Annotated in this window: 12 protein-coding genes; 4 read left to right on the forward strand and 8 right to left on the reverse strand. The window is 33.5% G+C overall.

Annotated elements, in window-relative coordinates; genetic code table 11:
• Positions 1–3: 3 nt before the first annotated feature.
• The 8 genes from A8975_RS03535 to miaB form a co-directional block, all read right to left on the reverse strand.
• Positions 4–2,451 (reverse strand): hypothetical protein, encoded by a 2,448-nt coding sequence (locus A8975_RS03535; protein WP_134198694.1) that lies wholly within the window; start codon positions 2,449–2,451, stop codon positions 4–6.
• A 111-nt stretch (positions 2,452–2,562) separates the two neighbouring features.
• A complete protein-coding gene (groL, locus tag A8975_RS03540) occupies positions 2,563–4,194 on the reverse strand; it encodes a chaperonin GroEL (protein WP_131505895.1) in 1,632 nt (543 codons plus the stop codon).
• A gap of 23 nt (positions 4,195–4,217) precedes the next feature.
• Entirely contained in the window at positions 4,218–4,493 is a 276-nt protein-coding gene (gene groES / locus A8975_RS03545; RefSeq protein WP_129759194.1) for a co-chaperone GroES, read from the reverse strand.
• A 151-nt stretch (positions 4,494–4,644) separates the two neighbouring features.
• Positions 4,645–5,001: a preprotein translocase subunit SecG gene (gene secG, locus A8975_RS03550; RefSeq protein WP_134198695.1), complete on the reverse strand. Its 357-nt coding sequence runs from the start codon at positions 4,999–5,001 to the stop codon at positions 4,645–4,647.
• Positions 5,002–5,004: 3 nt separating this feature from the next.
• The gene (locus A8975_RS03555; protein WP_134198696.1) at positions 5,005–5,955 is read right to left on the reverse strand and encodes a hypothetical protein; all 951 of its coding nucleotides are present in this window, start codon (positions 5,953–5,955) and stop codon (positions 5,005–5,007) included.
• A 7-nt stretch (positions 5,956–5,962) separates the two neighbouring features.
• Positions 5,963–6,469, reverse strand: a complete 507-nt coding sequence (locus tag A8975_RS03560) for an LptE family protein (protein WP_134198697.1) — start codon at positions 6,467–6,469, stop codon at positions 5,963–5,965.
• On the reverse strand, positions 6,470–7,741 hold the full coding sequence (locus A8975_RS03565; RefSeq protein WP_134198698.1) for a sigma-54 interaction domain-containing protein: 1,272 nt from the start codon (positions 7,739–7,741) through the stop codon (positions 6,470–6,472). It lies immediately after the preceding gene.
• A gap of 78 nt (positions 7,742–7,819) precedes the next feature.
• Complete coding sequence (gene miaB, locus A8975_RS03570) at positions 7,820–9,268, reverse strand: tRNA (N6-isopentenyl adenosine(37)-C2)-methylthiotransferase MiaB (RefSeq protein WP_134198699.1); 1,449 nt, start codon at positions 9,266–9,268, stop codon at positions 7,820–7,822.
• Between the two features lie 143 nt (positions 9,269–9,411).
• Here miaB and A8975_RS03575 point away from each other — a divergent pair, with 143 nt between their 5' ends.
• The 4 genes from A8975_RS03575 (at position 9,412) to topA (ending at position 14,494) form a co-directional block, all read left to right on the forward strand.
• Positions 9,412–10,173: a hypothetical protein gene (locus A8975_RS03575; protein ID WP_134198700.1), complete on the forward strand. Its 762-nt coding sequence runs from the start codon at positions 9,412–9,414 to the stop codon at positions 10,171–10,173.
• Positions 10,174–10,231: 58 nt separating this feature from the next.
• Entirely contained in the window at positions 10,232–11,449 is a 1,218-nt protein-coding gene (locus tag A8975_RS03580) for an LVIVD repeat-containing protein (RefSeq protein WP_134198701.1), read from the forward strand.
• Between the two features lie 13 nt (positions 11,450–11,462).
• Positions 11,463–11,888 (forward strand): hypothetical protein, encoded by a 426-nt coding sequence (locus tag A8975_RS03585; RefSeq protein WP_134198702.1) that lies wholly within the window; start codon positions 11,463–11,465, stop codon positions 11,886–11,888.
• Positions 11,889–12,004: 116 nt separating this feature from the next.
• Positions 12,005–14,494: a type I DNA topoisomerase gene (topA, locus tag A8975_RS03590; protein WP_134198703.1), complete on the forward strand. Its 2,490-nt coding sequence runs from the start codon at positions 12,005–12,007 to the stop codon at positions 14,492–14,494.

The raw sequence follows: 14,494 nt of genomic DNA on the forward strand, positions 1-14,494 counted from the left end.
GGCTTAGTCTAATAGTAATTCTTTAGTTTCAGAAATCAAATTTCCATTAATTGAAAAACCTTCGATGATTAAAAGTAGCTTTTTTATGGACGTGTTTTTTATGTTAAATTCAACAGAACCATTTTCGTTTGTTGTAAGTTTTGGTTTCCAATCAATAGCTCCATATGACATAAAATTACTAGGCGAGTTCAAATAAAAAAGTGGTATATAAAATTCTTTTTGAGGAGAAAACCCTCCAGTTGTTATTAGTGTGTTGGCATACCTTTTAAAATCTCCTTTAGCTCCAACTCCATAACTTTTCTTTAAAAATATACTTATTACTCCTGCACCTCCTCTTACTCCATATCCAAGACCAGATTTATTAAAATATATTTCATCAACTTGATTTAAAGGCATGTTATATATTATATCATAATTAGTTCCCATATTGGCACCATCAATTATTAATAAAGGGCTAGAACCAGCTTTAATAGAAATAGGACGCTTATTTATAATAATAACTCTTCCTAATGCTTGGTAAGACATAAAACCATTTGCGTCTATAATATCAGATACGAAAGAATACATTCTTTCTTGGATAGAATCAATTTTTACACCTATACTATAAGCATCTCCAATATAGGCTTTTTTGTTCTTAAGAGGCGCTTTTTTATCAACTATTTTCGTGTGTAAGTTTATAGTATCTAGTAATTCGCCTTCAAACTCCATGTCATTGTAGCTGTTAACAGTATCTATTGGTAAAGTTTCAAAAACACAAGTATTAGGAATAGAAAATAATTGATTTAGTGAAGTTTTTCCTGAGCTTATTACTCTTGCATACAACTTTGGGTCGGTTATTTTTTTTCCGTTTTTAAGCACATTGAAATGTACTTTAGAAGAATCTGCTATGAAATAATTCTCAAAGTTAAATTGTTTATTATTGTCTATATATTTAGTTTCGTTAATGTTGTTAACTAGAGAAAACATATGAACTTGGTAATTAGAGTCTTCGTCTATTGGTTCATTAAGTGTTCCTGTAATTGAAACCCCTTTATCAAAAGGAATAATTAATTCTTGTTCACCGTTTTTAATATCTTCCCAACTATATTTACTCCAGCCTTGGGTTAATAATACTAAATCTAGGTGCAAAGCTTTTATTCGATCAAAATTATTGAAGTAATATTCTGAGTTTTCAAAAGAACCATTTATGTAAGGGTCAATTAATAAGTTGCTTATTATACTTTTATTAGTGTTTATTGCTTTGGTTTCAAGCGGTAAAACAGAAACACTTAGGCTAGTAGAAGTAGCAATTTTCTTGTTGTCTTTTAGGTTGATTTTTATTCCAATTGAATCTGAAGAGCTTGATGTTTTTTCAACTGTTGCTCTCATAAAATCCTTGTTTTTAGGATTAAATATCATGCGTTCCAAAAGTGGATTTAATTCATCATCAAATAAAGTAATAGTGTTTACTCCATAAGGAAGAGTTTTTGATGAAATAGGTATAGTGTGTTCAGTTTTTAAAACTGAAGTGTTTAATTCAGTAATTGAACTTTTGTTGTTTTGGTGTATAGCTAAATAATACGTTTTATTAGCTTCTAATGCTTGTGTTGCTTTATTTGTTTTAAGTGTTATGTAAACCATATTAGTATTGATATGGTTGTTAACAGAAAAAGAATATCCTAAAGCATCACTTTGAGGTAAAGGGGTTTTATAATTCTTGCCATTAATGTTATAAATAGCGTTGTAGGTTTCGCCTTTTTTCATCAATAAATCAAACTTACCCATTCCAAATGTGTTACTTTTAAAAGGCATTATGGTCTTGTCGTTTGAATCAGTTATTATACCTTCAATTTCAACGCTTTCTCCACTACAATTAATAATTTTAAAACCTATTGAATTGATAACATCTGCTATGCAATGTCCACCTTCAGGCAAGAACTGTAAATCATAATCTAATATTTTATTATTAGTTGTTTCTTGATTGGAATGTTGATTTAAAATTTGAATAGGACTAGAGGTGAAAGATTCATCCTCTTTAAAGTTTTTCATCCAGTTAGTATACGCCTTAAAAAAATAATAACCTGTTGCTAAACTTGTATCTACATCAAAACTGCCAGTAAACATTCCATTTTCACAATAAAATAGTTTGGTTTCTATTTCTTTACCGTTTTTATCGTAAAGCGTTACATATACATTTGAAGTTGTAATATAAGGAATACCATTTTTTTTGTCGTATACATAACCTTTGAACCATATTGGTTCGTTTGTTAAAAAAGTATGCTTGTTAAAGTGTAAGTAAATAGTTTCTCGTTCTGCATTAAAATATTTAGCATAGGCATTTTCGGTAGTTTCTTTTAGATTGGGTTTTTGACTTAATGCTTTGGTTGTGTTTAAAATAAAAATGATTAAAATTAGTAAAGAAGTTAAATGTTTGGTGGTAAGATTTAAGCGATGAGAATAATTGTTTTTCATAATTATAAGTTTTAGAGTGAATAGCGATTAAGAGATTCAGTCACAATATTTATGCCAAAAAAAAGCCTCAAGATTGTCTTGAGGCTTTTTTAGTTTTTAAAAAACTTTGTTTTACATCATACCTGGCATTCCACCACCTCCCATTGGAGGCATTGCAGGAGCGTCTTCTTTAATATCAACTAAAGCGCATTCAGTAGTTAAAATCATACCAGAAACTGAAGCTGCATTTTCTAAAGCAATACGTGTTACTTTTTTAGGATCAATGATTCCAGCTTTAAGCATATCTACGTAAGTTTCAGTTTTAGCATCAAAACCAAAATCTTTTTTGCCTTCCATTACTTTAGAGATTACAACACTACCTTCACCACCAGCATTTTCTACTATGGTTCTTAAAGGTGCTTCAATAGCTTTGTTTACAATTTGTACACCTGTAGTTTCATCAAGGTTTTCAGTAGTAAGTTTTTCTAAAACCGATTTAGCTCTTACTAAAGCAACTCCACCACCAGCAACAATACCTTCTTCAACAGCAGCTCTTGTAGCATGTAAAGCATCGTCAACTCTGTCTTTCTTTTCTTTCATTTCAACCTCACTTGCAGCACCAACGTACAATACAGCAACACCACCAGCAAGTTTAGCTAAACGCTCTTGAAGTTTTTCTTTGTCATAATCGCTAGTTGTAGTTTCAATTTGTGCTTTAATTTGATTTACTCTAGCTTTAATATCAGCAGATTTACCAGAACCGTTAACAATTGTTGTATTGTCTTTGTCAATCATAACTGACTCAGCAGTACCTAACATGCTTAAATCGGCATTTTCTAAAGAGAATCCTCTTTCTTCAGAAATCACAACACCACCAGTTAAGATCGCAATATCTTCTAGCATTGCTTTACGTCTGTCACCAAAACCTGGAGCTTTTACAGCAGCAATTTTAAGTCCACCACGTAGTTTGTTTACAACCAAAGTAGCTAAAGCTTGTCCTTCAACATCTTCAGCAACGATTAATAATGGACGACCAGATTGAGCAACTGGTTCTAATATTGGAAGGATTTCCTGTAAGTTAGAAATCTTTTTGTCAAATAATAAAATGTATGGGTTTTCTAAATCAGCAATCATTTTATCGCTATCAGTTACAAAGTAAGGCGATAGGTAACCTCTGTCAAACTGCATACCTTCAACAACGTCAACATAAGTATCAGTTCCTTTAGCTTCTTCAACAGTAATTACACCTTCTTTTCCAACTTTAGAAAACGCTTGAGAAATTAACTCACCAATAGTATCATCGTTATTTGCAGAGATAGACGCTACTTGCTTAATCATTTCAGATGAATTTCCTACTTTTTTAGCTTGCTTTTCTAAGTTAGCAGTAATGGCTTCAACAGCTTTGTCAATACCACGTTTTAAATCCATTGGATTAGCACCAGCAGCAACGTTTTTTAAGCCTTCTTTTACAATAGCTTGAGCTAAAACTGTTGCAGTAGTTGTACCATCTCCAGCTAAATCGTTGGTTTTGCTAGCTACTTCTTTTACCATTTGTGCTCCCATGTTTTCAAGCTCGTCTTCAAGCTCTACTTCTTTAGCTACAGAAACACCATCTTTAGTGACTTGAGGAGCGCCAAAGCTTCTACCAATAATTACGTTTCTACCTTTTGGTCCTAAAGTTACTTTTACTGCATTTGCCAATGCATCCACACCACGTTTTAATCCGTCGCGTGCTTCAATATCAAATTTTATATCTTTTGCCATTTTATTTGGTTTTTAAATGATGATTAAACAATTGCGAAAATGTCACTCTCGCGCATAATTAAATAGTCTTTGCCTTCAAGTTTTAGTTCAGTGCCTGAGTACTTCCCATAAAGTACTGTATCACCAACTTTTACTGTCATTGCTTCGTCTTTTGTGCCTTTACCAACAGCGACAACTTTACCCTTTTGAGGTTTTTCTTTGGCGTTGTCTGGAATAATGATTCCTGAAGCTGTTTTGGTTTCAGCCTCTACAGGTTCTACTAGAACTCTGTCTGCTAAAGGTTTAATGTTTAATGCCATTTTTATATTTCTTTTTTTGGTTATTAAAATGTGTTTAACGCTTAAGCGTTATGCTAAAAATGTGCCAATACATTGTAACTGACATTTTTTCATTTTAGGGTAAAAAAAATGCCAACATAAAGTTGGCATTCTTAAATTGTATAATCAGAAATTACTGAACTGAATCTCCTACTGTTGCAGTATCATCAGCAGTTTCTGTACTGGTTGGTAATGCGTCTTGAGTTGTAGTTGTAGCTTCGTCTTGGTCTAATGCTTTAGATTCAGAACCATTAGCTCCTCCAATTGCAAAGTTTGACAAAAGGATTAATAACAATAATACTGTTGCTAATGTCCAAGTACTTTTGTCCAAAAAGTCGGTTGTCTTTTTAACACCTCCTAATTGTTGAGTACCTCCACCACCAAATGAAGATGATAAACCACCACCTTTTGGATTTTGCACCATGATTACTACTATTAATAAAAATGCTACAATAACTATAAGAACTAAAAATATTGTAAACTGTGTCATTATTTATTGATTATTTTCTTGTAATTTTTTTACTGCTTTAATTTGGTCTGCAAAGAAACCACTTTTTTCTGGATATTTCAAACTTAATATTTTATAAGATTGAATTGCCTTATCATAGTTTTTTTGTTCTAGATAAATTCTAGCTAAAGTCTCGGTCATTAAACCATCATTTTGCTCTGGTTTAGGTTGCGCTAAATTTTGTTGAGGTTTGGTATCTTTTACAGGTACAATCTTAGGATTTTCACTTAAAAACTTATCTATAAGTTCAAACTTTTTATCAATGGTAGATTCTTGTGCTTCCTCTTGAGTGTTTTTTGTTTCTTCTACTTCTATTGAGGATTCTCGCTCAATAGGTTTAAAACTAGTAATCTTTAACCACTCTGTAAACGAGTGTGTTTCAGTCTTGTTAAACTCTAATGGTTTTCCTATGTTTAGTTGCTCTTTTGGAGAAGGTTCAATATTGTCAGTATCAATATCGATAATTGGAATTTTTGGAGCATCGTTAATGTCGGAAATAAATTGTTCAACATTTTTTGCGATGAATTTTTCCTCAAATAAATTCGGGTCCAAAACACCTTCGGTATCTTTTATATGTTGTTTAAGTGCATCGTCAATAGTTACACTTTTATTTACTGAAATATCGTCGGCATCTTTAACTTCAATAGTTTTTAAATGCTCATAGTTTTGCTTTATAATCTGAGATATTTCATTTTGGTTAAAAGCATCACTGGTAATATAATCAAATAGAATACTTCTGTCAGTAGTGTAGGCTGCAGTAGTTTTTAATTCAAGATTGTATTTAAAACTTTGTTTGTTTTTTAAGGCTTTAAGGTATAATGCTCTTGCTGGTTGAAAATAAGGATACTCTTCAATAACCGAAGTAATACCGCTAATTTGATCTGTAGTGATATTTTGAGGGTTTTGAAGTAAATATGTAAAATCTTGCAACTGCATTAGTAATTTACCATTTTGCTAAAGTAGCATTAAAAATATCTTGTGTAAGACGTTCAAAAATCTCTTCATGTGCAGTGTCTTTTTGACTGCCTATAAGTTGAGCATCACCAGCATAATCATAGAAAAATGAAAAACGCTGCTCAAAATCTTCTTCAGGAGCATCTTTGTCAAAAAAACGAACATTAACACTTATAGTAAGTCTGTTTTGAGCTGCAGTATTGTTGGCAGTAGCTGTAGTTGGAGAAATTCTATATTCGGTAATTTCACCTTCATAAATTAAATCTCCACCAGAGTTTACCAAACTAAGACTGGTTTGGTTTTGAATAAGGTCTTGTAACGCTTGCGTAAAATCTCTATCTAAACCAGGTTCAATAAGTGCTGAGTTGTTTTGAAAGTAATTAACCTGAAAGGTTTCGGCTTTTAAATCCTGTACACCAGTAAATGAATACTTAACCTTGCATCCTGTGATTAAAACAGAAATACATATTAATAAACTATATTTTAATGCTTTCATTTACAAATCGTATTGCTTAATTTTTCTATAAAGCGTGCGTTCACTTATACCTAGTTCGGCAGCTGCTAATTTACGTTTTCCGTTGTGACGTTCAAGCGATTTTTTAATTAATTCCAATTCTTTGTCATGAAGCGATAAGGTTTCTTCTTCTTCAATTTCTTCAGCAAAGTGGTATTTGTCTTGCACGTCTTCAATATTGTTTATCTCCTCAATTGAATCAATAGTCTTTTCAGGAATTGATAATACTTCTAAATCTTCAATTGTTGAATTATCATCTTCATCGTTGTTGCCATAGATTTTTTGTATCAAACCTTGATTGTCTTTTTGAACGTCAGAGCCATTACCATGTTTCATCAATTCCATAGTGAGCTTTTTTAAATCGTTTAAATCGCTCTTCATGTCAAACAATACCTTGTACAAAATTTCTCGTTCGTTACTAAAATCACTTTCTGATTTTGTATTGTTAATCACAGCAGGAAGGTTACTACCAGCATCTGGAAGATAATGGCGTAACGCTTCTGCATTGATAGTTCTATTTTGTTCTAAAACTGATGTTTGTTCAGCAACGTTACGAAGTTGCCTAATATTACCATTCCATCTGTATTTTAGTAAAAGATTAACAGCGTCATCTGTTAACTTTACCGTTGGCATCTTGTATTTAAGTGCAAAATCGCTTGCAAATTTTCTAAACAATAAATGAATATCTTCTTTGCGTTCGCGAAGCGGAGGAATGTTTATTTCTATTGTGCTTAAACGATAATAAAGGTCTTCTCTAAATTTTTCTTTTTTTATGGCTTCAAACATATTAACGTTTGTTGCGGCTACAATACGTACATTGGTTTTTTGTACTTTACTGCTTCCTACTTTAATAAATTCGCCATTTTCAAGTACACGAAGTAATCTTACTTGAGTGGTTAAAGGAAGTTCTCCAACTTCATCAAGAAAAATAGTACCACCATCGGCAACTTCAAAATACCCAGAGCGTGTTTGTGTTGCTCCTGTAAAAGCTCCTTTTTCATGACCAAATAGTTCACTGTCAATGGTGCCTTCGGGAATTGCACCACAGTTTACTGCAATGTATTTTCCGTGTTTGCGATGTGATAATTGATGTATAATTTTTGGAATACTTTCCTTACCAACACCACTTTCTCCTGTAACTAATACCGAAATATCAGTAGGAGAAACCTGTATGGCTTTTTCTATGGCACGATTGAGTTTTGGGTCGTTGCCAATAATGCCAAAACGTTGTTTTATAGCTTGAACTGATTCCATGTTATATTATAGTTTGTCAGGTCGAGCGTAGTCGAGACCTAATAAAGACCTCTCGACTGCGCTCGAGGCGACATGTGTTTAATTATTATCTGAATATCCAACAGCTTCACCAATAAGTGTAGCAGTTGTACAATCGGTGATTTTTACATTTACAAAATCACCAATTTTATAATGTTCTTTTGGGAACACAGCAACAGTATTATGTTGTGTTCTTCCAGACCAATGGTTAGAAGACTTTTTAGAGTCTTTTTCAATTAGAACTTCAACAATTTTATTGGTTTCCTGTTGTGTTCTATATAAACTGTGTCTTTGCTGTAAGGCTACAATTTCGGCTAATCTTCTTTTTTTAACTGGTTCAGGAACGTCATCTTCCATTTTTCGTTCAGCTAGTGTTCCTGGTCGTTCAGAATAGGCAAACATGTATCCAAAAGAATATTTTACATGTTCCATTAAAGTTAGCGTGTCTTGATGATCTTGTTCAGTTTCAGTTGGGAAACCAACAATCATATCGTGACTTATTGTGCAATCAGGAATAATACGCTTGATGTTGTCAATAAGTTCTATGTACTCTTCGCGAGTATGTTGACGATTCATTTCCTTTAATATTCTGTCGCTTCCACTTTGTACAGGTAAATGTATGTAGTTGCATATGTTGTCATACTTTGCCATAGACTCAACCACATCTAAAGTCATATCCTGCGGATTTGAAGTGGAAAAACGAATACGCATTTTAGGTTGCGCTTGGGCACAAAGCTCTAACAGTTTAGCAAAATTTACAGCTGTTGCTTTTTGCATATCAGTAGCTTTTTCAAAATCTTTTTTGAGTCCGCCACCATACCACAAATAACTATCAACGTTTTGACCTAGAAGTGTAATTTCTTTAAATCCTCTGTTCCAAAGATCGTTAACTTCTTCAATAATACTTTGAGGGTCTCTACTGCGCTCACGACCACGAGTAAAAGGTACTACACAAAATGTACACATATTATCGCAACCACGCGTAATGGATACAAAAGCGGTAACGCCATTTGTATTTAAACGCACAGGAGAAATGTCCCCATAAGTTTCTTCTTTTGAAAGAATAACATTTATAGCATCTCTGCCTTCATCTACTTCAGCAAGTAGATTCGGTAAGTCTTTGTAAGCGTCAGGACCTACAACAAGGTCAACTATTTTTTCTTCCTCAAGAAATTTGCTCTTTAAACGTTCTGCCATACAACCTAAAACACCAACTTTCATTTTAGGGTTTACACTTCGTTTTACAGCATTATATTTTTCAAGACGTTTTCTTACAGTTTGTTCAGCTTTGTCTCTAATGGAGCAAGTGTTTACCAAAACCAAATCGGCATCTTCAAGGCTTTGAGTAGTGTTAAATCCTTCATTTTGTAAAATTGAAGCAACAATTTCACTATCGCTAAAGTTCATAGCACAACCATAACTTTCAATAAAAAGTTTACGTGTGTTTCCGTCTTTAGTTTCTAAAATAAGGCGTTCACCTTGTTTGTTTTCGTCTATAATCTTTTCCATATTCTATACTGAAAATTTCTATCAGTCAATAAGTGTGCAAAGATACAATTAATTTGCAATTTATGACAAAGTGACAGTGTGTATTCTGTTTTTGCTAAAGATGAATTTTAGTGTACTTTTACAATAAATCAACTATAAAAATTATGACATTCACAGAACTACAATTAAAAATCCAAAACGCTAAAGATTTAGATTTTGGTGATATTTTCAACAGAAGTATTGAGCTTTTTAAAAAGGTTTGGGTACAAGGACTTGTCATGACCATTCTTACTATGGCTTTAATGATTCCGTTTTACATTATAATGTATTTGCCTTTAATAGCTATGGGCTTGTTTGACCCTCAAGCGCTAGAGTCTGGAGAACCTAATTTTGCTCTTATGATTCCATTTTATTTAATGATGATGGTTTTCTCGTTTTTTGCAATGGTAATTGGGTTTGCGTTAAAAGCAGCGTTCTTAAGAATTTGTAAAATGAAAGACCTTGATGAAGTTGGTAAAGAGGATTATTTCTACTTTTTGAAAAAACCATATTTAGGTAAAGTGTTTTCATTGTCTCTCATCTCTTTTGGAATTTCGCTTGCGGCTACACTTTTATGCGTTTTACCGTTGTTTTATGTTATGGTTCCTATTGCCTTGATGAACGTAATCTTTGCATTTAATCCGCATCTTTCACCTTCTGAAATTACTAAAGCTGCATTTAATTTAGGAAACAAAAAATGGCTCATTACTTTTGGGCTTATGTTTGTTTCAGGTATGTTGGCTCAAGTAGTGGGTATTCTAATGTGCTTTATTGGTGTATTAGTTACGGCATCATTTACAGTGTTGCCATTGTATTACATTTATAAAGATTCAGTGGGACTAGATGAAAAAGAGATAGATAGAATAGGTGAGGGTCAGCAGTTTTAACAAAAACTCACGCAACCTTTTTATAGATTTTGCATCTACTTGTAAAACTAATCAATCTATGAAAAATCTTTTATGCCTCTTGTTGGTGTTTGTGCTTTGGTCATGTAATGATGACGACATTCAGTACGAAACAGTAAACGTTGCTATTCCGCAAGTAATGAGTAAAGCAGAATTTAGAAGTTCTGTTGAAATATTACCTTCTCAAACCATTGATGAAGCAGGTAAAATTTATGTGTACCAAGATTATATTTTTGTTAATGATGAGTTTAAAGGTGTGCATATTATAGATAATAGTAATCCTGCTTCTCCACAACAAATATCTTCAATTAAGATACCAGGAAATGTAGATATTTCAATTAAAGATAATTATTTGTTTGCCGATAGTTCTATTGATTTGTTAGTGTTTGATATTTCAAATATTAACAACATCCAAATGGTTGAACGTTTAGAGGATGTGTTTTCATATTATAATTACCAAATTCCTGTAGGAACCGATGTTGCTGAGTTTGGAGATTACAATCCAGAAAACGATGTTATTGTTGGTTGGGAACTTGTTCAGCAGCAACGCGAAGTAGTAAATGATGATGCAGTGTTAGAGACTTTTAATGGAGGAGCATCTGGTGATGTTGGTACAGGAGGTTCGTTAGCTCGTTTTCAAATTGTAGATAATTATTTGTACACGGTAGGAGTATCTGAAATGTCTGTTTTTAATATTGAAAACCTCGCACAACCTAATCTGGTGACTACACAATATTCTGGTTGGAATATTGAAACCATGTTTCATGCTGATGGCTATTTGTATTTAGGAGGAAGTAACGGAATGTACATTTATAGTTTAGAAAATGCGGCTAATCCAAGTTATGTGTCAGAGTTTATACATTGGGAAGGATGTGATCCTGTTGTGGTTGATGGAGACTATGCTTATTTAACACTTAGAGGAGGTAATGAGTGTGGTCAACAAGAAAGTGTTCTGGAAGTTATCGATATAAGTGATAAAACTTATCCAACTTTAGTGGCTACATATTTTTTAGAGAATCCTTATGGGTTAGGTTTTAAAGGAAATAGTCTTTACGTGTGCGATGGTACTTCGGGCTTGAAAGTATATGACAAAACTGATCCAATACAGCTACAATTATCACAAACATTTATTGACCTGAAAGCAAAAGACGTAGTGCCTATGGAAGATGTGCTCATTATGATAGGTGATAATATTGTGTATCAATATGAGTATGGTGAAGGAACTTTACAGCAAATTAGTGCGCTAGACTTAAACTAAATACAGTGTAGTTATGATTTTAAAAAAGTACATGTCGTTTGTTTTTCTACTGTTGCTTTTAGGGTGTAATTCCGATGATGACAATGGTTCAAATAATGAATGTGGAGACCAAATGATTTTTGATGAAGAATTATTTAATCAAGAGTCGCCATCTAGTTTTTCTATTCAAAATGCCGAAATAGATGATGATTGTTTGATGGTTACCTTGTCAGCTAGCGGATGTGATGGAACTTCTTGGGAAGCAGACTTAGTTACTGATGGTTTGGAAACAACATCTGTTCCTCCTAGTAGGTCGATACGTGTTGATTTTACCAATATTGAAGTCTGTACAGCTGTTATCACTAGAACATTTCAGTTTTATTTAGGAAGCAACAATAATGAGACTGCAATATATTGGCTTGAAGATTGGGATGGAGGTGCTCTGATTCATAACGAATAGCATTAAAAAAGATATAATTTAAGCCTGAATGTTTTCAGGCTTTTTTTATTGAAAGAATGAAAAATTAGGTGCATAAAATTTTTTTGACATACATTTGTAGCCTTAAAAAATGATTTATGGCGAAGAATCTAGTAATTGTTGAGTCACCTGCAAAGGCTAAAACTATCGAGAAATTTTTAGGTAAGGATTTTAAAGTTGAATCTAGCTTTGGTCACATTGCCGACTTGCCTTCAAAAGAACTTGGAGTAGATGTAGATGGAGATTTTAAGCCTAAATATCAGGTGTCTAGAGATAAAAGAGATGTCGTAAAAAAACTAAAGGAGCTAGCAGCAAAAGCCGAAACGGTTTGGTTGGCAAGTGATGAGGATCGCGAAGGAGAAGCTATTGCGTGGCATTTAGCTGAAACGTTAAAACTAGACAAATCAAAGACCAAACGAATCGTTTTTCATGAAATTACCAAGACAGCAATTCAACGTGCAATAGAAAACCCAAGAGGTATTGATTACGATTTGGTTGATGCACAACAAGCACGTCGTGTATTAGATAGAATTGTAGGTTACGAATTATCTCCAGTACTATGGCGAAAAGTTAAAGGTGGTTTATCTGCTGGTCGTGTGCAGTCAGTTTCAGTAAGACTTATTGTAGAACGCGAACGCGAAATTCAAGAGTTTTCACCTGAAGCATCTTATAGAATCGACGCTGAATTTACTAACGAAGACGGTCAAGCTTTTAAAGCAAAATTACCTAAGAACTTTTCTAGCAAAGAAGAAGCGTATAAGTTTTTAGAGCAGAATATTTCAGCAGACTTTAAAGTTGCTAACCTCGAAAAAAAGCCTGCTAAAAAATCGCCAGCAGCACCATTTACAACATCAACCTTACAACAAGAAGCTGCTAGAAAATTAGGGTTTTCAGTAAGTAGAACCATGTCAAATGCACAACGTTTGTATGAAGCTGGATTGATAACCTATATGAGAACTGATAGTGTTAACTTATCAGACGAGGCGAGAAAAGGTGCCGAGGCCGAAATTAAAAATGCTTATGGCTCTAGCTATAGTAAGCCTAGAAATTATAAAGGTAAAGCTAAAGGAGCTCAAGAAGCACATGAGGCTATTAGACCAACCGATTTTTCTGCACATTCTGTTAATGCAGATAGAGACCAAGCAAGACTATATGATTTAATTTGGAAACGTGCCATTGCTTCTCAAATGAGTGAAGCGCAATTAGAACGTACCAATGTAAAAATAAGTGCTTCAACGCACAATGAGACCTTTACAGCTAATGGAGAGGTAATCACTTTTGATGGGTTCTTAAAGGTTTACCTTGAAGGTACTGATGATGAAGATGCAGAGCAAGACGGAATGTTGCCAGCAATGAAAGTAAACGAGACCTTGCTTAATAATTACATTACAGCTACTGAGCGTTATACAAGACCACCTGCTAGATATACTGAAGCATCTTTGGTGAAGAAATTAGAAGAGTTAGGTATTGGTCGTCCATCTACATATGCGCCAACAATTTCAACAATTCAAAACAGAAATTATGTTGAAAAAGGAACTGTGGATGGTGTTGCAAGAGACTATTCTCAATTAACCATGCAACAAGGTGCAATAAAAGATAAGAAACTTACAGAAAAAGTAGGTTCAGATAAAGGTAAACTAGTGCCTACTGATATAGGAATGATTGTAACGGATTTCTTGGTGAATCATTTCGAATATATCTTAGACTATAACTTTACAGCAAAAGTTGAAGAAGATTTTGATGATATTGCTGAAGGTAAAGTAGACTGGTCTAAAATGATGAAAGACTTTTATAAAGATTTTCATCCGCAAGTTGAAGATGTTCAAGAAAATGCCGATAGAGAATCTGGTGAACGTGTTTTAGGAACCGATCCAAAAACAGGTAAGCAAGTGAGTGTGCGTTTAGGTAAGTTTGGACCTATGGTACAAATAGGAACAGTTGATGACGAAGAAAAACCTCAGTTTGCGAGTTTAACACCAGACCAACAATTAAATACAATAACTTATGAAGAAGCTATGGATTTATTCAAGTTTCCAAAAAGTTTAGGAACTTATGAAGGAGAAGAGGTTGAAGTTAACAACGGACGCTTTGGGCCTTATGTTAAGTTTGGTAAAAAGTTTGTGTCATTACCTGCAGGTGTTGATCCTCTAAGTGTAGAAATGGATGACGCTATTGTTTTAATAAAAGAAAAACAAAAAGCCGATGCTCCTATATATATGTATAAGGAGTTGCCAGTTCAAAAAGGTAAAGGACGTTTTGGACCATTTATAAAGTGGAACAACATGTTTATCAACGTAAACAAGAAGTATGATTGGGATAATCTTTCCGATTCTGATATTATTGAGTTAATAGAGGACAAAATTCAAAAAGAAAAGGATAAATTAGTGCACTCTTGGGAAAGTGAAGGTATACGAGTTGAAAAAGCACGTTGGGGAAGACACAATGTTATAAAAGGTAAAACTAAAGTTGAGCTTCAAAAAACTGTTGACGTAACTGATATGACTTTAGAAGAAGCTAAAGAAATTTTAGAAAAAGCTGCTCCTAAGAAAAAAGCCACAAAGAAAAAGACAACCACAAAAAAGAAATAA

This window comes from Meridianimaribacter flavus, from assembly GCF_004366715.1.
GTDB lineage: Bacteria > Bacteroidota > Bacteroidia > Flavobacteriales > Flavobacteriaceae > Gaetbulibacter_B > Gaetbulibacter_B jejuensis.